Raw genomic sequence first — 24376 nt, 5'->3', positions numbered from 1 at the left:
ACATGATCGACCCCGGTCTCACCGGGCGCGTCGCCCTGGTCACCGGCTCCAACAGCCCGCTCGGCATCGGCGCGGCGATCAGCCGTGCCCTCGCCGTGCAGGGCGTGACCGTCGCGCTGGCCTTCCGACCGACACCCACCCCCGAACCGGCCGGTGCCGGCGCCGAGGTGCCCGGCCCCGCGCGGTACGCGGCCGCGACCGCGAGCGACGGCCGGACCGTCCTCGACGAGGTACGCCGCACCGGCGTACCCGCCGAGATCTTCGACGTCGACCTGGCCGACCCGGCTGCCTGCGTCGGCCTGTTCGACCGGGTCGAGGCGGCACTCGGCCCGGTGGAGATCCTGGTCAACAATGCCGCGTACAGCGCGCCCGACACCTTCGTACCCGACCGCGACCAGCTGTTCCACCGGGACAGCCCGGTGCTCGACGCGGCCGGACTCGACGCCCACCTCGCGGTCAACACCCGGGCACCGGCGCTGCTGATGGCCGAGTTCCACCGCCGGCACCTGGCGCGGGGAGCGGATCGCGGCCGGATCGTCAACATCAGCACCGACGCGGCGCCGCAGTTCCCCGGCGAGGTCTCGTACGGCGCCTCCAAGTACGCCCTGGAGAGCCTGAGCCGGTCCGCCGCGCAGGAACTCGGCCCGGCGGGCATCACGGTCAACACCGTCGCCCCCGGCCCGATCCAGAGCGGCTGGATCAGCGACGACATGCTGGACCTGTGCGCCGCGAACCCGCTGGGCCGGATCGGCCAGCCGGACGACGTCGCCGACATCGTCGTCTTCCTCGCCTCCGACCAGGCCCGGTGGGTCACCGGGCAGATCATCTACGCCGGCGGCGGCAAACGGATGTACTGACGCCCGGGCCGGGTCCGGGTACGGCGCAGGTCCCGGGCCAGGTGCGACCGGTGCAGGCCGCCGCGCCGCAACCGCCGCCAGTCGGCGACCGTGTCGTGCATCAACTGCAGGTGGAAGTAGTTGACGTGCTCCAGCACGGCGAACACCGCGAACCCGAGCCCCGGCCACGACGCCCGCCCGGGGTCGGTCGCCACCGCGTATCCGGCGAGCGCCAGCCCGGCGGCGAGCAGCGGCACGTTGACCACCCGGACGACCCGGAAGAACGTCAGACCGGGCAGCCGGCGGCCGGGCCGGCGCACCTGCCGGAGCTTGGCCGCCCAGTACGCGGTGCCCTCCGCGAGCAGCAACGCGAACAGCGCGAACCCGGCCAGGTTCGCGGCCGAGCCGGGCAACCCGAGTACGCCGAACCAGATCACCGCCTGCAGCGGGATGTTCGCCGCCTCGAACACGGCCAGCGACCGCAACCGACGCTCGATCGCCGCCCGTAGTGCGTCGGGCCGTCCCGGATCCACCCCTGCGACGCTACCCACCACCTGCCGGGACCGTCCGGGACTCCCGGCCGCTACCGCCGCCCTCGGTGACGAGCCGGCGCAGGTCACGCCAGAACTTGTCGAACGACGGTGCGTTCTCCCGGGCCATCCGCAGGTCGAACCTTGCGGCCAGGGCGGCCTGATCGGCCGACGGCTTGTAGGACCTGCCGTCGGTGCGCCGCGTGCTCAGCCACCCCTTGCAGTCCCGGATGGTCTCGAGGTTGGCGGGTCGCTGGAGGTTCGGCCCGAGACCGCGCAGCCCGGACAGGGACGGTGCGGCCGCAAGAAACCAGGCTTCGAACTCCCGATTCGCCAGCACCGTCGCGACCGTGACGTCGCTTCGTGCCTGGTTCGCGCGGAGTACGAGTTCCGGTCCGAGCTTTGCCGGGCAGTCGTCGTCGGCGTCGAGCAGCACCAGCACGCCTGCCGACGGGCCGACGCGTTCGACCAGCGCCTCGACAGCGCGTTCGATACCGCCGGGGCGGATCAGGGAATCGCGGCCGATCCGGAAGGGCGGCGGGGAGTTGACCCAGATGCCGGGGTCGATCTCGGCGACTACCCGACGAACCAACTCCGGTACGGCGGCGACTTCACCCTGCCCCTCGACGATGGTGGCGATCCGTACCTCTGTCACCGATCTTCCTCAGGCCGATCCTCGACCGGGAAGCCCACCACGGCCGGCAGCATCTGGCCGCTCCGATGTAGTTCGCTGATGGTCATCAGGCCCTTGTCGACGATGTTGTAACCCGACGCATCGACCCTGCCGATCCTGGTGGCACCGCCGACATTGGCCACCGCTCGGATGTGGTCAAGATGTGCATACTCGCTGTCGAGCAGGTCGGAACTCTGGCTTGTGACGATGACCTGGGTACGCATCGACGCATCGTCCAGGGCTTCGTAGAGCGCACCGACGGTGGCCGGGTGCAACGCGGTCTCCGGCTCCTCAATTGCGACGAGCGTCGCCACGCCGGCAGATACGGGAACTTGAAGCAGCGCCGCCAGAACACCCGCCGCCCGCAGCGTCCCCTCAGAAAGGGATTCCCGGAGGAACGTCTGAACGCCGTCGTTGGAGCGGAAACGGGCCTGGACGGTCGAGTATCGGCCTTCGCGCCGCTCGTCCACGCCCAGCGCACCCGGTACGAGCGCGGACAGGTACGCGTCCAGCCGTTCCTTTCCGGCGGGGTCTCGGTGCTCCATCGCGGCCAAGACCCGACCAAGGCGTTCGCCGGACTGTCCGAACTCTCTGATGATGCGGCGGTCACCTTCCTCGTTCACGGCGCGCAACGCAGCCGAGTCGAGGTCGTAGAACAGCATCATCCACAGCGAGGTCTGCAACCGGAGGAGCGGGCTGCCTTCGTCAGCACTAGACACCGGCAGTTGCAGCCTCGAGGTCGGTCCGGCCGGTAGCGGCAACGCCGCCTCGGCATCCGGCCTACCGATCCGCGCGGTCTCCTGCGTGACGAGGAGCGGCAGCTCGTCGCGCGGGTCGGCCGCGATTTCGAAGCCGTAGGTCGCTGGAAGGGGAACCTCACCGTCGCGGTGCGGTGGAATCGTCAGGTCGAGTTCGATCCGGAACGACTCGGCGCTGCCGCTGGCCGATCTGTGAAGCAGGGGATCGAGGCCGCCCCGGCGGGCTACCGCGTCGGTCGGGGATCCGTACATGACCTCTTTCGCGAAGCGCAAAGCGTCGACGAAGTTCGACTTCCCCGATGCGTTTGGGCCCAGCAGGACGGTCAACGGTCCGAGTTCCACGTCGCAGGATGCGATGGAGCGGTAGTTGCGGACCCGTACCCGCCGTACGAACGGTTCCGCCCGGGCCGGGACGGACCCGGTCATGGGGCGTCCACCAGCCGCGCCGTCGTCACGGAAACTCTCCTCGTCGTCGCCGATCCTGCCCGGACGTCAAGCCCGCCGCCGCTGAGCAGGTCGGTGACCCGTCAGAGCAGACCCTAACGATACGGCTCGGTTGGCATACGGGTTCCAACGCGCCGGTGGCGTCGGAGCCGACGACTCAGGCGAAGCGCCTGACGAAGGCGAGGGCGGTGTCGGCGACCTGACGCCAGCCGCGGTCGATGGTCAGCGAGTGGCCCCGACCGGGCAGCTCGACGATCTCGGTGATGCTCTCGTTGCGCTTCTGCTTCTTGTACGACGCGCTCGCGATCGCCCACGGCACCGTGTTGTCCTTCTCGCCGGAGATGATCAGCAGCGGCCCGCGGTCGGGGTTGCGGCTGTTGACCTTCGCCTCGGTCCACGGGTTGAGGTTGGCGGTCGCCGCCTGGAAGAGCGGCACCCCGGACGCCGGCACCGCGTACGTCTCGTACAGATCCTTCGCCTCGTCCTCGTCGACGGCGTTCGCGAAGGCGTACCGGAACTGCTCGTACGTCAGCGGCACCGCCCGGTTGTAGTTCGCCGGGTTGCCGAGCACCGGTGACGACGACTTCAGCGCCGAGATGGGCAGCGGCAGCACCCCACGGAACGGGGCCGGGTCGATGGCGACGGAGACCGCGGCGACACCCCGGCCGGCGAGCAGTTGGGTCAGCAGCCCGCCGAACGAGTGCCCGACCACGGCCGGCCGGCGGGTCAACCGCCGTACGACGTCCTCGAAGTGGTCGGCGACCTGCTTCACCGACTTGTGTGCGAACACCTCCGGGTGCGCGTTGGCCTCCTCGACCGTGTTGGGGTCGTCGGGCCAGCCCGGGGTCAGCGCCGTGTAGCCGGCCTCCTCGAACACCACCCGCCAGCGGTCCCAACTGCTCGGCAGCAGCCACAACCCGTGGACGAACACCACCGGCGGACGCCCCGACGTGTTCGCCTCTTCGATCTGCCGCTCTTCGCGCTCGGTGATGGCCGCCATGGACGTCCTCCCGTGACCTGGTCCCGCCCGCGGCTACCGGTCCGCCCCCGTAACCTACGCCGGTCCGTGGCCCGGCTGGGCGGTTTCGGCGTGGGTCGCCCGGGAAAGCGCAGCGCCGCGCACACCGATCCGCGGTGTGCGGCAGCGGAAGGGCACCATGGCCGCCCCGACACCGAGCGACGCCGATCCCGACCATCCGCCGGACCGGGCCGCCGACCGGCGTCGCTGGCGGGCGCTGTCGGTCGGGCTGGTCGCGGCGTTCATGACCCTGCTCGACGTCAGCATCGTCAATGTCGCGATCCCGTCGATGCGGGCCGCGCTCCAGGCCAGCCCCAGCGATCTGCAGTGGGTGCTGTCCGGGTACGCGCTCACGTTCGGTCTGGTGCTGGTGCCCGCCGGCCGCTTCGGTGACGCCCGTGGCCGGCGCGGCGCCTTCGTCGTCGGGCTGATCGGCTTCACCGCCGCGAGTGCCGCCGCCGGCCTCGCCCAGTCCGCGACGTGGCTGATCGTCGCCCGGCTGATCCAGGGCGTCGCGGCCGGCGTGGTGAACCCGCAGGTCACCGGCCTGATCCAGGAACTCTTCCGGGGGCCGGAGCGGGGCCGCCCGTTCGGGGTGCTCGGCGCGACCATCGGCGTCTCCACCGCGATCGGCCCGCTGCTCGGCGGCGGCCTGATCGCGGTGGCCGGCCCGCACGAGGGCTGGCGGTGGGTGTTCTACGTCAACGTGCCGGTCGGAATCGTCGCCGCGATCCTCGGCTGGCGGCTGATCCCGACCCGCCACGGCGCCGTACCGGGGTGGCGGACCCTCGACCCGGTCGGCGTGGTGCTGCTCGGGGTCGGTGTCGTCGTACTGCTGCTGCCGCTGGTGCAGGAACAGCAGTGGCGGGGGCCGGTGAAGTGGCTGCTGCTGCCGGTCGCCGCCGCCGTGCTCTTCGCGTTCGTCCGTTGGGAGCGCCATCACCGCCGGGCCGGCGGGGCCCCGGTCTTCGAACTGTCGCTCTTCCGGCTGCGGTCGTACTCGCTGGGCGCCGTGATCGCCCTGCTCTACTTCGCCGGCTTCACCGCGATCTTCTTCGTGTTCACCCTCTACCTGCAGACCGGCCTGGGCTACAGCGCGCTGCTGGCCGGTCTCGCCGTCACCCCGTTCGCCCTCGGCTCGGCGGTCGGGGCCGTCGTCGGCGGCCGGCTCGTCAACCGCTACGGGCGACCGCTGGTCGCGGCCGGGCTGCTGCTGGTGGCGCTCGGCCTGGCCGGCACCATCGTCGCCCTGCACTTCGTACCCGGCCACGACGCCGCCCTGGCGACCACCGCGCCGCTGCTGCTCGCCGGCTTCGGTAGCGGGCTGGTCATCACGCCGAACCAGACGCTGACCCTGTCGGAGGTGCCGGTCGGCAACGCCGGCAGTGCCGCCGGCATGCTCCAGACCGGGCAGCGCATCGGCTCGGCGATCGGCATCGCCGGCGTCGGCTCGGTGTTCTTCGCCCGGCTCGCCGCCACCGGCTTCGAATGGTCGATCGCGTTCCGTGACGCGTTGGCCGTCGCCCTGGTCTTCATGCTGGTCGCGCTCGCCGCCGCGTTGACCGACGTTCTCGTCGCCCACCGGTCCAGGGGCTAGCCGGGATGGCCCGGCCGGAGCAGGCCGCGGAGAGCGCCGGTACGGTGATCCTCGCCGGCCTGGCCAATCTCGGGGTGGCGGTGGCGAAGCTGGTCGCCGGACTGGTCTCCGGGTCGGCGGCGATGCTGTCCGAGGCGGCGCACTCGTTCGCCGACACCGTCACCGAAATCCTGCTCTACACCGCCGTACGGCGCGGCACCCGGGGCGCGGACAGCCGGCACCCGTTCGGACACGGCAAGGAGACGTACGTCTGGGCGTTCCTCGCGGCGGTCTTCACCTTTGTCGGCGGGGCCGGCTTCGCCATCACCCACGGCGTCAACAGCATCCGCAGCGGCACCCCGACGAGCGACTTCACCCTCAGCTATCTGGTGCTGGTCGTCGCCTTCGTCCTCGAGGCGATCTCGCTGGCCCGCGCCGCGTTCCAGGTCCGCCGGGCGGCGAAGCCGTGGGGGGTCACGATGCGCCGCTACCTGAGCCGTACCGCCGACACCGCCGTCAAGGCGGTCTTCCTCGAGGACAGTGCGGCACTGGTCGGCCTGTTCCTGGCCGCCCTCGGCCTCGGCCTGACCCAGGCGACCGGGAACGAACTCTGGGACGGGGTGGCGTCGATCGCCATCGGCCTGCTGTTGCTGGTCGTGGCGACGACGCTGGCCCGCAGCAACATCACCCTGCTGGTCGGGCACAGCGCCCCGGGCCGGCTGCGGTCCGCGATCAGCACCGAGCTTTCCGAGATCCCGGTCGTCGACCGGGTCTCCACCCTGCTGACGATGCAACTCGGCCCGCACGAGATCCTGGTCGCGGCGAAGGTCGACTTCGCCGACGTGGCGACCGGCGCCGAGATCGAGGCCGCCGCCGACGAGGCCGAGCGGCGACTGCTCGCCGTCCACCCCAGCATCCGGTACGTCTTCCTCGACCCGACCGGCGCCCGGGTCTCCCGCCGCGACACCGAGGAGGGCGGCTGACCGGCCCCTGCCGCGCCAGCGGGCGACCGTCGGCGGGCTGCGGTCGCTGGGCTGCCTCGGCGGGCGACCGACGGTTGCCCGCCCGAAGATCGTCTGCTGTTCCGACAGCCGACACGCCGGACCGGCAACGCCTGGAACGCAGACGATCAACGGGCTGTGCCGGTCGAGCCGGGGTGTCGCGCCGGTCGGGGGCGCGGCACCCCGGCTCGTCAGCGGGTGACGCGGGCCGTCAGGGCACGGCCAGGATCTCGGCCACGGTGGCGGCGTCGCCGGCCCGGTGCGCGGCCAGCAACTCCGCGAACCGGTCGGCCGGCATGATCCGGACACCGAGGCTCTCGGCCTTGTCGGCCTTCGAACCGGCACCGTCGCCGACGACCACCAGGTCGGTGCGCGCCGACACCGAACCCGACGACTTTCCGCCGAGCAGTTCGACGGCCTCGTTGCCCTCGTTGCGGGTCAGGCCGGGCACCGACCCGGTGACCACGACCGTCATCGGCTTTCCGTCCGCCTTGCGCAGCGGCAGCACCGGAGCGCCGCCGTCGGTGGTCCCGTTCTCTTCGGCGGCCTCGGTCGCGCCCGGCGTCCACTCCTTCACCCCGGGCTCGGCCATGTTGACGCCCCGCTCGCGCAGTTTGGTGATCACCGGCGCGAGGTCGACGAGTTCGGCGTGGATGGTGACCGCCCGTTCCGGGCCCACCCCCTCGACCTGCTGGAGGTCCTCGACGCCCGCTGTGGTCAGCGCGTCCATCGTGCCGAAGTGCCGGGCCAGCCGGCGCGACATCGACCGGCCGGTCATCCGTACGCCGAGGCCGGTGAGCACCCGCGACAGCGGCTGCGACGTCGAGGCGGCGATGTTGGCGACCAGCTTGCCGGCCGACGTCTCACCCATCCGGTCGAGCTTCACCAGCGCCTCGACGTCGAGGTCGTAGAGGTCGGCCGGGTCGGTGACCAGACCGGCGGCCACCACCAGGTCGATGATCTTGTCGCCGAGTCCTTCGATGTCCATCGAGTCGCGGGCGGCGTAGTAGGCCAGCGACTCCCGTGCCCCGCAGGCCCGGCCCTGGGTGCACCGCCACCGCTTCTGCGAACGGTCGATCTCGCCGCCGCAGCGGGGGCAGTGCGTCGGCGGCTCGAACGCCACCGCGTCCGCCGGACGCTCGTCGAGTTTCGCGCCGGTGATCTCGGGGATCACGTCGCCGGCCCGCCGGACGAAGACGGTGTCGCCGGGCCACACGTTGCGGCGTACGAGATCGCCGAAGTTGTGCAGCGTCGCCGAGGTGACCGTGACCCCGCCGACCTGCACCGCCTCGAGCACGGCCACCGGGGTGATCACCCCGGTCCGGCCCACCTGCACGTCGATGCGCAGCAGCTTCGTGGTGCGGGTGTCGGCCGGGAACTTGTAGGCCACTCCCCAGCGCGGTGCCCGGCTCGACGAACCAGCCGCGTCGCGGTCGGCCGGCTGGTCGGCCTTGATCACCGCTCCGTCGACGCCGTATCCGAGGCTGCCCCGCTTGGTGTTGATCACCTCGACGGCGGCGACGATCTCGTCCACCGTGGCGCAGACCGCGCCGACCGGCGACGCGGTCGTGGTCGTCACCCCGAGGGTCTCCATGTGCGCCATCGCGGCCGAGTGCGCGACCGGCTCCCCGAGGTCGAGCCCGTGCACCGAGTAGGCGAGGAAGGACAGCGGAGCGTCGTACGTCCGGTCCTGGGCCCGCAGCGTGCCCGCCGCGGCGCTGCGCGGATGGGCGAACGGCGGCTCGCCGGTGCCGGTCCGCATCACCTGCGCCTTGGCGAAGTCGTCGTCGGTCATGAAGACCTCGCCCCGGACCTCCAGCGTCAGCGGCTCGCCGAGCCGCTCCGGCAGGCCGGCGGCCCGGCGGGCCTGGCCGGTCACGTCCTCGCCGGCCCGCCCGTCACCGCGGGTGGCGACCTGGGTCAGCACCCCGTCGACGTAGCGGGCGGCGATCGCCAGCCCGTCGATCTTCGGCTCGACCGTGTAGCCGCCGGCCGGCCGGCCGAGCAGCTTGTCGAGTCGGGCCGCCCACTTGCGCAGGCCGTCCTCGTCGAAGACGTTGTCGAGGCTGAGCATCGGCGAGCTGTGCACGACGTCACCGACCACGGCCGCCCCGGCCGCCACCACCTCGGTCGGCGAGTCGGCCGCCTTCCACTCCGGGAACGCCGCCTCGGTCGCCGTCACCCGGGCCATCAACGCGTCGTACGTCGCGTCGTCCATCGCCAGGTCCGAACCACCGTAGTAGGTGGCGGCGGCCGACCGGATCTCCTCGATCACCTCGGCGTAGCGCTCCGGGCTCTCGAACGGCTCGGCCCGGGCCGCGTCGACCACCGGGTCGACGTGGTCGACCAGCGTGCTCACGGCCTCGCCGGAACTCTCCATCGGGTGCCCCTCCTCGCCTTCGCGGCCCTACCAAGCTGCCGCCGTTCCGACCGGTGAGCTGTCGCACCGGCGCAAATGTCCGCATCGGTGACCGCCCGGACCCGACGGGGTGCCGCCCGGCCCGGATCACCGGACGCCTTGGAGGCTAGCCCAGCGGTACGACAGTCAAGTGGTCGACAAGCTGGGGGTTCGCGGTCTTCGCCGGATCCTTCGAGCGCTTCTTCCTGGACCACGTCGCAGGCCCGGGCCACCGCGGCATCGCCGTGCCGTCGCCCGACGATCAGTGGTGGCGGCTGCTGGCCGCGTCGGGGCGGCTGCCCGCGGCGGCAGCCGACGACCGATGATCCGTCTGGTGCGGCAGCGGGCGGTCGAAGTCGGAGCCGGCCTCACCACGACTCCGCGGGTCCAGCCGCTTCAGTGCGGCGACCAGTACGAAGCTGACGCTGACCAGTAGCGCCCACGAGCCGAACTTCGACAGGTGCACCATCCGCCAGATGTCGCCCTGGTCCGGGTACTGCCAGGCACCGAGGAACGTGGCGGCGTTCTCGGCCAGCCACAGGAACAGGCCGATGAGGACGAACGAGACCGCCAGCGGCATCCGGTAGCGCACCCGGCCGACCCGGTACGACACCGTGGTCCGCCAGGTGGTCGCGACCAGCGCGAGCGCGCCGAGCACGCGCAGGTCGGGCAGCCAGTGGTGGGTGAAGAAGTTGGCGTAGACGCCGGCGGCCGCGATCGAGGTCGGCACCGGCCGGTAGCCGGTGAGAGCCAGGTCGAGCCGCCGCCAGGCCTGGCACATGTAGCTGCCGACGGCCGCGTACATGAAGCCGCTGTAGAGCGGCACGCCGCCGATCTTGGTGTACGCGTCCTCGGGGTACGCCCACGAGCCGGCCCGGACCTTGAACAGTTCCAGGGCCAGGCCGACGAGGTGGAACACACCGATGACCAGCACCTCCCGGGTCGTCTCGACCCGGGCCAGCCACAGTACGGCGGTCAGCAGCAGGCAGCCGATCAGCAGCAGGTCGTAGCGGGGGATCGGGGTGGCCCAGACCTCGGTGACGGCCAGCATCCCGAACAGGACGACGGCGAACACACAGCTCAACGCCTGTTGTATCCCGAACCGTAGCAACTGTCGCATCCGTCGATCTCCGATCCGGCGCTCCGGGGCTGGCCCCGCCTCCTGTCGCCTCCTCGACAATCGAGATCATGGCACCTGGCGGCGACTATGCTGCGCTTCATGGTGCGGGTGGGGGTGCTCGGCCCGCTACGCGCGATGGTCGGCGACACGGTGGTCGACCCGGGTGGTCCCCGGCAACGGGCGGTGCTGGCCCGGCTGGTCCGGGCCGGCGGGCACGTCGTCTCCACCGACCGGCTCATCGACGACCTGTGGCGCGGTGAGCCGCCGCCGAAGGCGCTCGCCGCGCTCCAGGTCTACGTGTCGCACCTGCGGCGGGTGCTGGAGCCGGACCGGCCGCCACGGACCCCGGCCGGCGTCCTGGTCAGCGTCGCCCCCGGGTACGCGCTGCGTCTCGAACCGGACGACGTCGACGCCTGGCGGTTCGAATCCCTGCTTGCCGACGCCGGCCAGGCCTGGGCCGAGCACCGGCCGGACCGGGTCGAGGAACTGGTCGACGCCGCGCTCGGGCTGTGGACCGGACCGGCGTACGCCGAGTTCGTCGGCGATCCGTGGGCGGCCGGCGAGGCGAACCGGCTCGACGAGTTGCGGGCCGGCGCGGTCGAGTTGCGCGCGCAGGCGGCGCTGGACCGGGGACGGCACCTGCAGGTCGTGCCGGACCTCGACGCGCATGTCCAGGAGCATCCGCTGCGCGAGGAGGCGGTCCGGCTGCTGGCACTGGCCCTGTACCGGGCGGGCCGGCAGGGCGACGCGCTCGCGGTGCTGCGCCGTACCCGGCAGCGGCTCGTCGACGAGTTGGGGGTGGACCCCGGTCCGGCGCTGCGCGCCCTGGAGACCGACGTCTTGGCTCAGGCACCACATCTGGCCGGGCCGGCGCCGACCCTGCCGCCGGCCGAGCCGCCGGCCCGGGGCGGTGTGCCGGTCGGCCGTACGGCCGGGGACCTTGACGGGCGGGACGTCGAGGTGGCCGCGTTGCTGGCGGCCGGCGACCAGGCCGCCACCGGCGGGTTACGGGTCCGGTGGGTGGGCGGCGAGGCGGGGGCGGGCAAGACCGCGCTGGTCGAGGCGGTCGGTGGCCGGCTGCGCGACCGCGGCTGGCAGGTGGCCGTCGGGCGGTGCCCCGAGGTGGAGGGCGGCGCCCCGCCCGCGTGGGCGTGGAGCGAGGTGGTGCGGTCGCTGAGCCGCAGCCATCCGATCGGGGACGGGCTGGCCGACCGGCTGGCGCCGCTGCTGGGCGACGGTGCGCCGGGCGGTGGCCAGTTCTGGCTGGCCCGCGCCGTCGGTGCCTACCTGGCCGAGATCGCGGCGAAGGGACCGCTGCTGGTGCTGCTCGACGACGTGCACCGGGCCGACTGCGAGACGCTGCAGGTGCTGCGGATGGTCGCCGCCGAGCAGACGGCTGTTCCGATGCTGGTGGTCGGCACCTACCGGCCGGCGGAGTTCCACGCCGACCTCGATGCCACGCTGGCGGCGCTGGCCGGGCCCCGGTCCGACGTGCTGGACCTCGGCGGCCTGGACGAGGCGTCCGTCGGCCGGCTGTTGCGCCGGTACGTCGGTGCCGCCGTCGACCCGGAAACGGTACGGGCGGTGACCGAGCGCACCGGCGGCAATCCGTTGTTCGTCTGTGAGACCGCCCGGCTGATCGTCGCCGAGGGGCCGGCCGCCGCCGTGCAGGTGATTCCGTCGGGCATCCGCAACGTGCTGCGGCGGCGGATCTCGCGGCTGCCGGCGAGTGCGGTGACGGTGCTGCGTGGCGCGGCCGTGATCGGTCGGGACGTCGACGTGGACGTGTTGCTGGCCGCCGACGCGGCCGGTGAGGACACGGTGTTCGACGGCCTGGAGGCGGGCGTGCTGACCGGGTTGCTGGTCGAGCCGGCACCGGGCCGGGTGCGGTTCACGCACGCGTTGATCCGGGACGCGCTCTACGAGGACACGCCCCGGTTGCGGCGGACCCGGATGCACGGCCGGGTGCTGTCTACGTTGGAGCGGCAGCGGCCGGACGACCTGGCCGCGCTCGCGTACCACGCGCTCGCCGCCGGGCCCACCGCCGTGGACCGGGCCGTCGGGTACGCCGCCGGGGCCGCCCGGCGGGCCGCCGGCATCAACGCCCACCTCGAGGCGGCGGAGCTGTGGACCGGGGCCCTGGCCGCGCTGGACCAGGTCGCCGACGCGGACCCGGCGACCCGGGTCGACCTGTTGTGCGGGTTGGCGTCCGCGCAGTCCCGGTGCGCCGACTCGCGGGGGGCCCGCACCACCCGGCAGCGGGCGGTGGCGGCCGCGCGCCCGCTGGCCGACCCCGTCGCCACCGCCCGGGCCCTGGTGGCCATGGACGCCCCGGTGACCTGGACGATCCGCGAAGCCCGCGCGGTCGACGTCGAACTCGTGGCCACGATCGAGCGGACCCTGGCGGCCCTGCCCGCCCGGTCCGACGTGCTGCGTAGCCGACTGTTGAGCGCCCTGGTCTTCGAGATAGAGGGCGACGACCCGGACCGGGCCGACCAGGCGTCGACGGAGGCGCTGCGGCTGGCGCGCACGGTCGGCGACCTGCCGGCGCTGTGCGTCGCGCTGAACGCGCGGTACTTCGTCGACCTGGCGCCCCGCCGGTTCCACCGGCTGCCGGCGCTCGGTGCCGAACTGCTCGAGGTCGCCCGCGCCGCCGGCCTGCCCGGCTACGAGTCGCAGGCGCACCACATCCTGTTCCAGGTCGCGCTGGACAACTGCGAACTGGCCGTCGCCGGCCGGCACGTCGACCAGGCGATCCGCTCCTCCACCCTCGGCCAACTAGGCCCGACGCTCGCCGTGATGTCGCTGTTCGACGCGCTGCGGGCGCTGGTCGCCGGCGAGTTCGACGAGGCCGAACGCGGCTTCACCGAGACCGCCGGGCGGCTCGACCGGGCCGGCGTACCGAACGCTCTCGCGGTCGGCGTGGCGGCGCGGTACTTCACCCGGCTCGCCGCCGGCCGGGTCGAGCAGTCGCTGCCGGAGCTGGCGCCCCTGTACGCCCAGGTCCCCCAGTACACCCACGACCTGATGGCCCGCGCGCTGCTGGCCGCCGGACGGCCCGCCGAAGCCCGCGCGGTGTGGCGTCCGGACCTGCCGGTACGCGAGGACTACTACTGGCTGCTCTGGACGGGGCTCCGGGCCCAGGTGGCGGTCGCCTTCGCGGACCGGGCCGTCGCCGACGACTGCTACACCGCGCTGCTGCCGTGGGCCGGTCGGCTGGCCGGGCTGTCCAGCGGCTCGGTCACCGGTGGGCCCGTCGACCACGCCCTCGGCGAGCTGGCGGTGCTGCTCGGCCGGCCGGAGCGGGCGGCCGAGCACTTCGCGGCGGCCGGCGCGCTGGCGACCCGGCTCGGCGCCGACCACTGGGCCGCGCAGGCTGCCGCCGCCGCGGCCGCGATCGCCCCGGTCAGCCGAAGATGAGCCGTTCCCGGCGACGGTAGCCGGGGCGCACCAGCGCGACCATGATCCGCAACCCCGGGCCGGCCATCCGGTACAGCTCGGCGAGTTCGTCCGGGGCCGCGAACCGTTCCATCCGGGGCAGGTCGAACCGGATCTGCGAGCCCTTGCGGATCTGGTCCTCGACCTGCCGCCAGTCGGCGCCGGACACGTACCGGTCGATGATCGGGAAGATCGTCCGCTCCTCGTCCTCGATGTGCTCGTCGAGCAGGTCGCGCAAGGTACCGAGCAGGGTGGCGAGCCGGCCGGCCACCGCCCGGTCGGCCGGTGCCGCGGCCAGCGCCCGCGCCCCGGCCCGGACCTGGTCGAGCAGCGGGTCGAGGTGGGAGTGGTCGTCGGAGAGGGCGGACAGGTCGACCTCGGCGCCGGCGCTGCGTTCCAGCACCGGCCACAGCAGCCGGTCCTCGTTGGCATGGTGGTGGTGGATCCCGTCGCACAGCGTGTCGACGTACCCGGCGACGGCCCGTGCGCGGGCGGCACCGCACGGGCTCGTGCCCCGGGCGATGCGTTCGACGGTGTCGGCGAGGCGGCGGGCGTCCCCGCGCATGGCGCGGTGGACGATTCGGAAGGCGACCAGGTTCGGGCGGTCGACGGCAGCGGTCATGGCTCACTCCGGGAGTCGTACTGTTTCGGGTCGACCCCTACGGTCCGGTGGCCGACTTAACCGGCGCTTGGCGCGCACTTGCGGGCGCTGCCCCGGCCGCCCGGGTTCGTTCATCTGTCGGACGTACGGCCGTCGAGGCACGGCATTCGGTCGGTCGATGGACGGCATCGACCCGGATCTCGACAGAAGTTCTCCGCGCGCGGTCGGGCTTCCGGCACTTGTCCGAAGACCTGTCGCTCGCCCGTTCCCTACCGTTCGTGATCGAAGCGGGCCATCGGCGGCCCGCCGGTCGTGCACCCGTACGGCCGACCGGTCGCCCGTACGGCGGCCCGCCGGCCGAACCAGCCGTCCCGGCGTCCAACCCCCCCGCGTCCGCGTTCGGTGTGTCCAGTTCCAGGAAGGTGCTGTTGATGGCGAATAGATCCAGAAGGCAGATGTTCCGGCACAGAAAGCTGCTCACCGCGGTCGCGGCGGCGGCCGCCGCGGTCATGCTCGGCGGCCTCGCCGCCGGACCGGCGCAGGCCGACACGACGGGTGGCGGGCCGTTCTCGGCGATCGACCCGCAGAACTGGCAGGACCAGGACGACATGACCTGGGACGACTACCAGCCCGTCCCGGGCATCGACTGGGGTGACCCGAGCCGGCAGCCGACCCAGCGCAAGCTGAAGATCGCCCTGGTCGCCGTCGACTACGCCGACCAGCCGTTCGTCATCACCCAGCGGCGCGGCAGCGACGCGTTCCGCAACCCGCAGATCAACCCGGTGGCGCGCGAGGACGTCCCGCAGTTCTACGCGGACTTCTGGGGCACCCCGAACGAGATCAACCGCGGGCACACCGTCAACAAGTACTGGATGGAGCAGACCGGTGGCCGGGTCGGCGTGGAGTTCGCGCCGTTCGGTCCGTACCGGATGCCGCGCAACCAGTTCGAGTACGGCCTCAACGACATCGGCCAGAACCAGTCCGGCTGCCCGTCCGGCTTCACCTGCAACGGCCGGTTCGAGACCGACGCGGACGCCCTGTGGCGCGCCGACGCGGGCCAGGACATCCGTTCGCAGTTCGACCTGGTCCTGCGCATCTACGCCGGCTACGACGAGACGTCGGTGTGGCAGGAGTTCGGCGAGATGATGTTCCAGAACAAGGAGGACGTCCCGGACGCCTGGGGCCCGCCGGACCCCAACCTGCCGAACTGGGTCGTCAGCCGTTACGTGCCGTGGACCTCGTGGAAGGCCGGGTCCCAGCAGTGGGGCTCGTCCAGCATGCGCCAGGGTGAGAGCTCCGGCACGATCACGCACGAGATCGCCCACACGTTCGGCATCGCCGACAACAACAACAACCCGTACGTCACGCCGTACCGGCGGGTCGGCTCCGGTCCGTGGGACCAGATGGACCGCGGCTCGTTCAACGGTCCGGGCGGCCCGCACGCCCGGTGGGTGGTGCCGGCGGCCCAGGGCGCGGCGATGCCGGCCGGGCAGACCCTGCGCAGCAAGCTGAAGCTGGGCCACATCGACGAGGACCAGGTGGTCCGGCTCTCCCGTGAGGCGCTGGCCACGACCGGTGTCGCGGTCATCGACGTCAAGGCCCGTACGGCGGTGCCCGGCGCCAAGGACGTCCAGGGCGTACGGATCAGCATGAACCGGGACAACACCCCGGCCTGTGACATGAACGCCGACCCGCTGTGTGCCGGCCAGTCGGTGTACGACCACTACACGCTGGAGACGATCCAGCGGATCGGTTCCGACTCGTTCACGCCGGACAACGGTGTCCTGATCGCGAAGAACAAGACGGCCGAGTCCAACACCTGCGGCTACACCTGCTTCACCTGGGTGGTCGATGCCAACCCGCAGGACATCAACATGGTCGACTACTACAAGCCGGACGGCACCCCGGTCAAGCGGACGGTCGCCGACTACCGGCAGCTCAACGACGCGCTGTTCAAGGCCGGCACCAACTCCGGCAGCGAGTACGAGTACGTCGACACGGCCAACCGCCTGCACTTCTACGTCATCAACAAGAAGACCGACGCGGACGGCGTGCTGACGTACACCCTGGCGGTCCGCTCGCTCGACGGCGCCGGCAACAGCGTGCGCGGCGTGACGGTCGGCAAGAACAGCACCGTCGCGGGCAACCCGACCAAGCGCGGCGCGACCTGCACCTTCGAGGTGACCAACACCGGCACGTACGTCGCCGGCGGCCAGGCGCACCCGGAGAACGTCGGCGCCTACCTGCAGTCGGACGTCTACCGGCTCTCGGCCCAGATCATCGGCAAGGGCTGGCGGGTCGACATGCCGAGCGAGGTCGTCACGGCGAAGTTCGGCAAGACGGTCAAGGCCAAGGTCTGGGTGGGTGCCACGGACGCCGCGGTGTCGGCCGGCGTCGTGAAGCTCACCGCCACCTCGGAGAGCGACCCGACCAAGAAGTCGACGGCGAACTGCCGCGTCGAGAAGTAACCATCACCACCACGAAGGGCGCCCCCGGTGCGGACCGGGGGCGCCCTTTCGTCGATCCACCCGGCCGGCGTGCGGCCGGCCCGCGGTGGCTACAGCCCGCCGGCCATGACCTCGCCCGCACGCATCACCAGGCGGACCGTCCCGGGGTGCGACAGCACGGTCGCGTCGGCGAGCGGGTCGCCGTCGACGACGATCAGGTCGGCGTCGAAGCCGGGCTCGACCAGGCCCACCCGGTCGGCGATGCCGAACAGATCGGCGTTGACGACGGTGGCCGACCGGATCACGTCGATCGACTCCTGCGCCTTGGCCCGGATGCCGAACTCGCGGCTCTGGTGCACCTGGGCCGGGCCGAGCAGGTCGGTGCCGAACCCGATCCGTACGCCGGCATCGGCGGCCAGGTTGACCGCGTCCAGGCCGGCGTCGATCACGTCGACGACCTTGCGCCGCTGGTTCTCCGGCATGCCCAGCTCTGCACCCAGTTCGAAGATCTTCTCGTACGCCACCAGGGTCGGCACCAGGAACGTCCGGTGCCGCGCCATCAGGGCGGCGGTGTCGGCGTCGATGAGGTTGCCGTGCTCGATCGAGCGGACCCCGGCCCGTACGGCGCGGCTCACCGACTCGGCGGTGTAGGCGTGCGCGAGTACGTACGCCCGCCGGGCCCGGGCCTCCTCGACGGCGGCGACCATCTCCGCCTCGGTGTACTGCATGGTCCAGATCTCGTCGGTGGGCGACGAGATTCCGCCGGACGCCATGATCTTGATGTGGTCGGCGCCGCGCTTGAGTTCGTCGCGGGCGGCCTTGCGCACCTCGTCGACGCCGTCGGCGATGCGGGAGAACGGGCTGTGGTGGTGACCGGGACAGCCGATGTCCGAGGGCCACTCGTCGCCGTGGCCGCCGGTCTGCGACAGGGCCCGGCCGGAGACGAACATCCGGGGGCCGCGGATCAGGCCGAGTTCGACCGCCCGGGCCAGGCCCCGGTCGCTGCCGCAGGGGTCCCGTACGGTCGTGAAGCCCCGGGCCAGGGCGTCCTCCAGGGCCCGCCGGGCGTACTGGGAGAGCAGCGTCATCGGCCAGTCGAGCAGCGAGCCGATGTGCATCGAGGCGATCATCGGGTGGAAGTGGGCGTCGAGCAGGCCGGGCATCAGGACCCGGTCGCCGACGTCGATCGTCTCGGCGCCCCCGGTGGTGGCGTTCGGGCCGACGTCGGCGATCCGGCCGTCGGTGACGACGACCCGGCTGCCGCTGCGGTAGTCGCCCGTGGTCACGTCGAGGACCCGGGCATTGATCAGGACGGTGGACGCCACACGGCATCCTTTCCCCGCGATCTTGCACTTGTCGCCCGACAAAGTGCGCAAAAGGGGGAGATATCTGCAAGATCGCGGAACGAAGAGGGGTGGGGGAGAGGGGAGGGAGGGGAGCGGGGGTTACGAGGGGCGGCCGGCCCACTCGCGGCGGACGCGGCCGATGTGCGTACGCATCAGGTCTTCCAGATCGTCGGCCTTGCCGGCCTGGATCAGGTCGCACATCTGCACGTGTTCGAGAGCGTTACGGACCAGTTGTCCGGCTTCGGCCAGGCTGGCCAGCCCGTAGAGGCGGCTCTGCGACCGCAGGTCCTCCACGATCCGGACCAGCCGGTGGTTGCCACCGGCGCCCAGCAGGCGCCGGTGGAACTCGTGGTCGGCCCCGATGTACCGGATCAGGTCGCCCTCGGCCGCCGCCGCGACGATGTCGCCGGCCAGCGACTGCAACGTCGTCAGCAGCTCCGGGGTGATGTGCCCACACGCCTCGCCGGCCGCCGGCGGCTCGAGCAGCTCCCTGATCCGGGTGATGTGGTCGAGGTCGGCCTCGGACACCGCGGTCACCTGGAATCCCTTGTTCCGGACCGGGTTGACCAGACCCTGCTTGACCAGGTCGAGCATCGCCTCGCGGACCGGGGTCGCCGAGACCCCGAACCGCTCGGCCAGGTCGGGCGCCGAGTACAGCTCGCCCGGCTTCATCTCGCCCGACACGATCGCACCCCGAAGCGCGTCGGCCACTTTCTCGCGCAGGCTCATCCGCCGGGCGAAGGTCGGAAGAGTCAACTTTGAGGAGTCGGCCATCTGTGTCGTCTCTCGCTAGTCGTCGTACGGCTCGCCGGCCGGAGCCCGCGGGTGACCGCTGGTTGCCAATCCTAGAGAAGGAAACCCTCCGGAAAGGGGTCCCTCGGGTCGAGGAAGTACTGCGCGGTTCCGGTGATCCAGGCCCGACCGGTGACGGTGGGCAGGATCGCGGGCCGGTCGGCCACCGTCGTCTCACCGATGATCCGGCCGATGAACCGGCTCCCGATCAACGACTGGTTGACGAACTCGTCGCCGGGACCCAGTTCACCACGGGAGTGCAACTGTGCCATCCGGGCCGACGTGCCGGTGCCGCAGGGCGACCGGTCGAACCAGCCCGGGTGGATGGCCATGGCGTGCCGGGAGTGCCGGGCGGTCGAACCGGCGGCGACCAGCTGCACGTGGTGGCAGACGTTGATGTCGGCGTTCTCCGGGTGGACCGGCCGGTCCTGCTCGTTGATGGCATCCATGATGGCCAGTCCGGCGGAGAGCAGCTCCTGCTGCTGCGACGGATCGACCTTCAGCCCCAACCGGTCGGCCTCCAGGATCGCGTAGAAGTTTCCGCCGTACGCCAGGTCGTAGGTCACCGTGCCGAAGCCCGGCACGGTGACCTGCGCGTCCAGGCGGTCGGTGTACGACGGAACGTTGCGGATCGTCACCGACTCGGCGACGCCGTCGGTGGTGGCGACCTCGGCCACGACGAGCCCGGCCGGGGTGTCGAGCCGGATCGTGGTGACCGGCTCGGTCACCTCCACCATGCCGGTCTCCACCAGTACGGTCGCCACCCCGATCGTGCCGTGCCCGCACATCGGCAGGCACCCGGAGACCTCGATGTAGAGCACGCCCCAGTCGGCGTCCGGCCGGGTCGGCGGCTGCAGGATCGCGCCGCTCATCGCCGAGTGCCCACGCGGCTCGAACATCAGCAGTTTCCTGATGTTGTCGGCGTTGGCCAGAAACCACCGGCGGCGCTCGAACATCGTCGCGCCGGGCAGGGTGCCCACGCCGCCGGTGATGACCCTGGTCGGCATCCCCTCGGTGTGGGAGTCCACCGCGTGGAACACCCGCTTCGACCGCATCGGAACCTCTTTCCCCGCCGTGTCAGGCGTACTTGGCGGCGGCCCGCTCGGTGAGTTCGCGGATCTCCGCCTCGTCGCGGGGCAGCAGCGGCTGGCGCGGCGGGCGGCACGGGCCACCGTACCGGCCGACGACGTCCATGGACAGCTTGATCGCCTGGACGAACTCGGTGTGGAAGTCCCAGCGCAGCAACGCGTGCAGCTCCCGGTAGAGCGGCAGGGCCGTCGCCAGGTCGTGCCGCAGCGTCGCCTCGTAGAGCTCGACGCAGGCGCGGGGGAAGGCGCTCGGGTAGCCGGCGACCCACCCCTTCGCCCCGGCCAGCCCCACCTCGAGCACCGAGTCGTCGGAGCCGATCAGGATGTCGAGGCCGGGGACCAGTTCGGTGATCTGGTAGGCCCGCCGGGCCTCGCCGGTGAACTCCTTGACGCCGACGATCAGGCCCTCGTTGTAGAGCTCGGCGAGCAGTTCCGGCCGCAGGTCGATCTTCGTGTCGAGCGGGTTGTTGTACGCCGACACCGGCAGCCCGGCCTTGGCCACCTCGCGGTAGTGCTCGATGACCGCCCGGTCGTCGCCCCGGTAGGAGTTCGGCGGCAGCGCCATCACCACCTGGGCGCCGGCCTCGGCGGCCTGCTCGGCCCAGGCACGGGCCTCGCGGGCGCCGTACGCGCCGACGCCCGGCATGACGGTGAAGCCCTCCGGCGCGGCCTCGACCGCCACCTGGACCATCCGCGCCCGCTCCTCGTCGGTGAGGACCTGGTATTCACCCAGGGACCCGTTGGGGCACACCCCGTGGCAGCCGTTGTCGGCCAGCCACTTCACGTGCTCGGCGTAGCTGTCGTAGTCGACCGTCAGGTCGGCACGCAGCGGGGTCGGCGTCGCCACGAGGACGCCGTGCCAGGGCTTCCGGTCTTCCACGCTCGTCTCCTTTGATGCAATGGTGTCATGCGTCCGTCGGCCTCGTCGCCGACGCTCGTCGTACGGCGGGCCGGGCCCGCCCGGCGGCGTCCGCCCCGGTCCGGGCCGGCCGTTGCGCCGTGTCTCTCAAGTGGTCAGTGTCCCGTCGATCCGGCGCGGGATGCCGGTCGGGTTTCCGTCCCGCAGTTCGGCCGGGAGGATGTCCGCCGGCGCGTCCTGGTAGCTGACCGGCCGCAGCCAGCGCCGGATGGCGGTGGCGCCGACCGAGGTGTGTCCACTCAGGGTGGTCGACGGGTACGGTCCACCGTGGTGGGTGCCCCAGGCGACCGCGAGTCCGGTGGGGAAGCCGCCGAAGAGCAGCCGGCCGGCGCGGCGGCGCACCACGTCGTGCAGCCGGTCGCGCAGCGCCGTCTCGTCGGCGGTGACGTGCAGGGTGGCGGTCAGCTGGCCGTCGAGCCGGCGCAGCGCGTCGAGCAGGTCGTCGGTGCCCTCGTAGCCGATCACCAGTGCGGTGGGGCCGAAGCACTCCTCCAGCAGGTCGCCGGTGAGGTCGGCGGCGGCGACGGTGAACAGCGCCGGGCTGGCCTGGTCCGGTCCGGCCGGCGTGCCCTCGCCGAGCAGGGCCAGCCGGGCGTCGTCGCGGCGCCGGCCGGTCTCGCGGACGTACGCGTCCTTGATCGCGCTGTTGAGCGGGCGGCCGGGCGCGGTGGCGGCCACGGCCTCGGCGAGGGCGGCGCGCAACTTGTCGCCGTCCGGGCCGACCGGCACGAAGAGCAGGCCGGGCTTGGTGCAGAGCTGGCCGAGGCTGCCGGTCACCGAGTTGACGTAGCCGGTGGCGATCCCGGCCGGGTCGGCGGCCGCCGCGCCGGGCGAGACGACCAGCGGGTTGAGGCTGCCGAGTTCGCCGTAGAAGGGGATCGGCCGGGGGCGGGCGGCGGCGAGGTCGGCCAGTGCCCGGCCGCCGGCGATCGAGCCGGTGAAGCCGACCGCGGTGATGTCGGGGTGGTTCACCAGGTCGACGCCGGCCTGGTAGCCCTCGACGAGACCGATCACGCCGGCCGGCAGCCCGGCCGACTCGACCGCGGCCCGGATGACCTCGTACGACCGGCGGCTGGTCTCCGGGTGCGACGGGTGGGCCTTGACCACGACGGGGCAACCGGCGGCCAGCGCGGACGCGGTGTCGCCGCCGGCGACGCTGAACGCGAAGGGGAAGTTGCTGGCGCCGAAGACCCCGACCGGGCCGAGCGGGATCAGCATCCGGCGCAGGTCGGGACGGCGGCCCAGGGGAGTGTCGCCGGCGGGGTCGATCGTCGCCTCGACGTACGAGCCCTCCCGCAGCACGGTGCCGAACAGCCGGAACTGGAACGCGGCCCGTCCCACCTCGCCCTCGAGCCGGGCGGTGGCCAGCCCGGTCTCCCGTTCGGCGACGGGGACGAGGTCGGCCCGGGCGGCCTCGAGGCGCTCGGCGATCGCGTCGAGCACGTCGGCGCGGCCGGTGCGACCGTGCCGCTCCCACGCCTCGAAGGCGTCGTCGGCGGCGCGGACGGTGCGGTCGACGTCAGGCATGGCGGTCCTCTCGGTGGTGACGACCAAGTGGGAGATTTCGGGCCGGGGCAGGACGAGCGCCTGACATTCGGCTCCAGTGCGACATTACCATAATCGGTGACATGTAAAATGTCACTGAAGTCACGGACAGAAAGTGCCCGACCACGGTCAGGTTCCCGGGTGCTGGGACAGCAGACCCAACGGGATCGGTACGGCCACCGGACGCTCCGCCGCCGCACCCGGCTCGAACGGCCGGCCCGACCAGGCCGCCACCAGGCACGACGTCGCGTATCCGCAGACCCGGCCCTGGCACCAGCCCATCCCCGCCCGGCTCAACAGCTTCGCCGACCGGGCGTCGGTCGCGCCCAGTTCGTCGGTCGCCTCGCGCAGCCGCCCCGCGGACACCTCCTCGCACCGGCACACCAGCGTCTCGTCGGTGAGCCAGTCCCGCCAGCCGTCGCGCACCGGGTGGGTGCGGTGCATGGCGGACGCGAACGCCCGCAGCCGGTTCCGCTGGCCGACCAGCCGGCGCGGCACCGCACCGGCGCCCGCCGCCCGGCCCGTCGCCACCGCGGCCGCGGCCCGGCCGGCGACGGCCCCCTCGACCGTGGCCAGCGCGGCCCCGCCGACCCCGCACGCCTCGCCCGCGACGTACACGCCGGGCACCGACGACCGCTGCGCCTCGTCGACCTGCACCACCACCGAGCCGTCGACGTCGACGCGGGTGGCACAGCCGACCGCCAGCGGCAGCTCCAGCTGCGGGGTGAAACCCCAGCCGACCGCGACCGCGTCGCACTCGACCCGCTGCTGCGAACCGGCGACGATCCGCCAGTCCCGGTCGAGGCGGGCCACGGTCACCGCCGTCACCCGGTCCGTGCCGTGCGCGGCGACGATCGCGTGCCGGGACCGGTACGGCACCCGGTGCCGGGCCAGGGCCGCCGTGTAGCCCGCCCCCTCGGTCAGCTTGCCGGCCACCGGCAGCACCGCCGGAAGCCGGCGTACCCAGCCCAGCGGCGAGTTCGCCTCGAACACCCCGGCGACCTTCGCGCCGCGCGCCGCCAGACCCGACGCGACCGGAAGCAGGAACGGTCCCGTACCGCCCACCACGACCCGTCGGCCGGCGAGGACCTGGTTGCCCTTCAACAGCGCCTGCGCCCCGCCCGCCGTGTAGACGCCGGGCAGGTCCCAGCCGGGAAACGGCAACTGCCGGTCGTACGCCCCCGGGGCCAGGACCAGCGACGTCGCGGCGATCTCGACCTCGGTGCCGGCCACCACCGCCCGTACGACGAAGCCGGCCGCGACCTTCTCGATCGTCCACACCTGGTGGCCGAAGAACGTCGTCGCCGCGTCGACCGCGCGCACCTGGGCCCGGAACGTCTTCAGTCCGTGGTGCAGGTCGGCGACCGCGTCGAGATCGCCGGCCGGATGCCGCCAGTACTGGCCGCCCGGCTGTCCCGCCCCGTCGACCAGGGCCACCCGGGCGCCGGCGCCGACCGCCGCCTCCGCCGCGGCCAGCCCACCCGGACCGGCCCCGACCACCGCGACGTCAAACCGCGAGCTGGTCACGGCCACCACCCTCCTGCGTACGGACCGCCATCCCCGGCTGCGCCGCAATCAGGCAGGCCCGCTGGTTCGGTACCCCGTCGATGGTGATCAGGCAGTCGAAACAGACGCCGATGCCGCAGAAGACGCCCCGGGGACGGCCCTCGACCCGGGTGGTGCGCCAGGAGCGGATCCCGGCGCCGATCAGCGCGGCACCGACGGTCTGCCCGGCGGTGAAACCGACCCGCCGGTCGTCGAAGGTGAAACTACTCTCGGTCATGCGGCACCTCGCTGCGCTCGGCGGCCGCATGACTGTGGGCTGAGCCGATCGATTCCCTCGCGT

Annotated in this window: 19 protein-coding genes; 5 read left to right on the top strand and 14 right to left on the bottom strand. The window is 72.5% G+C overall.

Annotated features, from left to right (window positions below; translation table 11 throughout):
- Positions 1-2: 2 nt before the first annotated feature.
- Positions 3-857 (top strand): SDR family oxidoreductase, encoded by an 855-nt coding sequence (locus tag Prubr_RS34685; RefSeq protein WP_212819733.1) that lies wholly within the window; start codon positions 3-5, stop codon positions 855-857.
- Here the strand turns inward: Prubr_RS34685 and Prubr_RS34680 are convergent.
- The 4 genes from Prubr_RS34680 to Prubr_RS34665 all read right to left on the bottom strand — a co-directional run bounded on the left by Prubr_RS34680 (position 827) and on the right by Prubr_RS34665 (position 4241).
- Positions 827-1369, bottom strand: a complete 543-nt coding sequence (locus Prubr_RS34680; RefSeq protein WP_246568065.1) for a hypothetical protein — start codon at positions 1367-1369, stop codon at positions 827-829. The two genes, Prubr_RS34685 and Prubr_RS34680, sit on opposite strands and share 31 nt — an antisense overlap.
- A 10-nt stretch (positions 1370-1379) precedes the next feature.
- On the bottom strand, positions 1380-2021 hold the full coding sequence (locus Prubr_RS34675; protein ID WP_212819731.1) for a DUF4276 family protein: 642 nt from the start codon (positions 2019-2021) through the stop codon (positions 1380-1382).
- Positions 2018-3223: an AAA family ATPase gene (locus Prubr_RS34670; protein WP_212819729.1), complete on the bottom strand. Its 1206-nt coding sequence runs from the start codon at positions 3221-3223 to the stop codon at positions 2018-2020. The genes Prubr_RS34675 and Prubr_RS34670 overlap by 4 nt, the downstream gene beginning before the upstream one ends.
- A 175-nt stretch (positions 3224-3398) precedes the next feature.
- Positions 3399-4241 (bottom strand): alpha/beta hydrolase, encoded by an 843-nt coding sequence (locus Prubr_RS34665; protein WP_212819727.1) that lies wholly within the window; start codon positions 4239-4241, stop codon positions 3399-3401.
- A 157-nt stretch (positions 4242-4398) separates the two neighbouring features.
- Between Prubr_RS34665 and Prubr_RS34660 the strand changes: the two genes are divergently transcribed.
- Positions 4399-5856: an MFS transporter gene (locus Prubr_RS34660; protein WP_212828880.1), complete on the top strand. Its 1458-nt coding sequence runs from the start codon at positions 4399-4401 to the stop codon at positions 5854-5856.
- Positions 5857-5861: 5 nt separating this feature from the next.
- Positions 5862-6818 carry a cation diffusion facilitator family transporter gene (locus tag Prubr_RS34655; RefSeq protein ID WP_212819725.1) on the top strand — a complete coding sequence of 319 codons (957 nt, stop codon included), beginning with the start codon at positions 5862-5864 and terminating at the stop codon, positions 6816-6818.
- A 229-nt stretch (positions 6819-7047) separates the two neighbouring features.
- Here Prubr_RS34655 and ligA read toward each other — a convergent pair whose 3' ends face one another.
- Both ligA and Prubr_RS34645 read right to left on the bottom strand, forming a co-directional pair.
- Positions 7048-9216, bottom strand: a complete 2169-nt coding sequence (gene ligA / locus Prubr_RS34650; RefSeq protein ID WP_212819723.1) for an NAD-dependent DNA ligase LigA — start codon at positions 9214-9216, stop codon at positions 7048-7050.
- Positions 9217-9496: 280 nt separating this feature from the next.
- The gene (locus tag Prubr_RS34645; RefSeq protein ID WP_212819721.1) at positions 9497-10354 is read right to left on the bottom strand and encodes a DUF817 domain-containing protein; all 858 of its coding nucleotides are present in this window, start codon (positions 10352-10354) and stop codon (positions 9497-9499) included.
- Positions 10355-10453: 99 nt separating this feature from the next.
- Here Prubr_RS34645 and Prubr_RS34640 point away from each other — a divergent pair, with 99 nt between their 5' ends.
- Complete coding sequence (locus Prubr_RS34640) at positions 10454-13774, top strand: ATP-binding protein (protein WP_212819719.1); 3321 nt, start codon at positions 10454-10456, stop codon at positions 13772-13774.
- Here Prubr_RS34640 and Prubr_RS34635 read toward each other — a convergent pair.
- On the bottom strand, positions 13761-14414 hold the full coding sequence (locus Prubr_RS34635) for a hemerythrin domain-containing protein (RefSeq protein ID WP_212819717.1): 654 nt from the start codon (positions 14412-14414) through the stop codon (positions 13761-13763). The two genes, Prubr_RS34640 and Prubr_RS34635, sit on opposite strands and share 14 nt — an antisense overlap.
- A 434-nt stretch (positions 14415-14848) precedes the next feature.
- On the opposite strand from Prubr_RS34635, the gene Prubr_RS34630 reads away from it, so the two are divergent.
- Positions 14849-16861, top strand: a complete 2013-nt coding sequence (locus Prubr_RS34630; RefSeq protein WP_246568061.1) for a metallopeptidase domain-containing protein — start codon at positions 14849-14851, stop codon at positions 16859-16861.
- 89 nt (positions 16862-16950) lie between these two features.
- On the opposite strand, the gene Prubr_RS34625 is transcribed toward Prubr_RS34630, so the two are convergent.
- From Prubr_RS34625 to Prubr_RS34595, 7 genes are all read right to left on the bottom strand, one after another.
- A complete protein-coding gene (locus tag Prubr_RS34625) occupies positions 16951-18165 on the bottom strand; it encodes a metal-dependent hydrolase family protein (protein ID WP_212819715.1) in 1215 nt (404 codons plus the stop codon).
- A gap of 120 nt (positions 18166-18285) precedes the next feature.
- Positions 18286-18960, bottom strand: coding sequence for a GntR family transcriptional regulator (locus Prubr_RS34620; RefSeq protein ID WP_246568059.1), 675 nt, complete (start codon positions 18958-18960; stop codon positions 18286-18288).
- A 71-nt stretch (positions 18961-19031) separates the two neighbouring features.
- Positions 19032-20033 carry a proline racemase family protein gene (locus Prubr_RS34615; protein WP_212819713.1) on the bottom strand — a complete coding sequence of 334 codons (1002 nt, stop codon included), beginning with the start codon at positions 20031-20033 and terminating at the stop codon, positions 19032-19034.
- Between the two features lie 22 nt (positions 20034-20055).
- Complete coding sequence (locus Prubr_RS34610) at positions 20056-20946, bottom strand: dihydrodipicolinate synthase family protein (protein WP_212819711.1); 891 nt, start codon at positions 20944-20946, stop codon at positions 20056-20058.
- A gap of 126 nt (positions 20947-21072) precedes the next feature.
- Positions 21073-22539: an aldehyde dehydrogenase (NADP(+)) gene (locus tag Prubr_RS34605; protein ID WP_281425865.1), complete on the bottom strand. Its 1467-nt coding sequence runs from the start codon at positions 22537-22539 to the stop codon at positions 21073-21075.
- A gap of 120 nt (positions 22540-22659) precedes the next feature.
- The gene (locus Prubr_RS34600) at positions 22660-24057 is read right to left on the bottom strand and encodes an FAD/NAD(P)-dependent oxidoreductase (protein WP_212819707.1); all 1398 of its coding nucleotides are present in this window, start codon (positions 24055-24057) and stop codon (positions 22660-22662) included.
- Positions 24038-24313: a (2Fe-2S)-binding protein gene (locus Prubr_RS34595; protein WP_212819705.1), complete on the bottom strand. Its 276-nt coding sequence runs from the start codon at positions 24311-24313 to the stop codon at positions 24038-24040. Before Prubr_RS34595 ends, Prubr_RS34600 begins: the two co-directional genes overlap by 20 nt.
- Positions 24314-24376: the final 63 nt, after the last annotated feature.

Origin of the sequence: Polymorphospora rubra (assembly GCF_018324255.1) — a bacterium.
Classification (GTDB): domain Bacteria; phylum Actinomycetota; class Actinomycetes; order Mycobacteriales; family Micromonosporaceae; genus Polymorphospora; species Polymorphospora rubra.
The sequence above is the reverse complement of the archived record's forward strand: the minus strand, read 5'-3'. Positions and strand labels throughout refer to the sequence as shown.

Coding starts and splice junctions, on each gene's coding strand:
- Prubr_RS34640 (WP_212819719.1), top strand. CDS start 10,454: ATGGTGCGGGTGGGGGTGCTCGGCCCGCTACGCGCGATGGTCGGCGAC.
- Prubr_RS34665 (WP_212819727.1), bottom strand. CDS start 4,241: ATGGCGGCCATCACCGAGCGCGAAGAGCGGCAGATCGAAGAGGCGAAC.
- Prubr_RS34630 (WP_246568061.1), top strand. CDS start 14,849: ATGTTCCGGCACAGAAAGCTGCTCACCGCGGTCGCGGCGGCGGCCGCC.
- Prubr_RS34645 (WP_212819721.1), bottom strand. CDS start 10,354: ATGCGACAGTTGCTACGGTTCGGGATACAACAGGCGTTGAGCTGTGTG.
- Prubr_RS34670 (WP_212819729.1), bottom strand. CDS start 3,223: ATGACCGGGTCCGTCCCGGCCCGGGCGGAACCGTTCGTACGGCGGGTA.
- Prubr_RS34635 (WP_212819717.1), bottom strand. CDS start 14,414: ATGACCGCTGCCGTCGACCGCCCGAACCTGGTCGCCTTCCGAATCGTC.
- Prubr_RS34595 (WP_212819705.1), bottom strand. CDS start 24,313: ATGACCGAGAGTAGTTTCACCTTCGACGACCGGCGGGTCGGTTTCACC.
- Prubr_RS34620 (WP_246568059.1), bottom strand. CDS start 18,960: ATGGCCGACTCCTCAAAGTTGACTCTTCCGACCTTCGCCCGGCGGATG.
- Prubr_RS34685 (WP_212819733.1), top strand. CDS start 3: ATGATCGACCCCGGTCTCACCGGGCGCGTCGCCCTGGTCACCGGCTCC.
- Prubr_RS34655 (WP_212819725.1), top strand. CDS start 5,862: ATGGCCCGGCCGGAGCAGGCCGCGGAGAGCGCCGGTACGGTGATCCTC.
- Prubr_RS34660 (WP_212828880.1), top strand. CDS start 4,399: ATGGCCGCCCCGACACCGAGCGACGCCGATCCCGACCATCCGCCGGAC.
- ligA (WP_212819723.1), bottom strand. CDS start 9,216: ATGGAGAGTTCCGGCGAGGCCGTGAGCACGCTGGTCGACCACGTCGAC.
- Prubr_RS34615 (WP_212819713.1), bottom strand. CDS start 20,033: ATGCGGTCGAAGCGGGTGTTCCACGCGGTGGACTCCCACACCGAGGGG.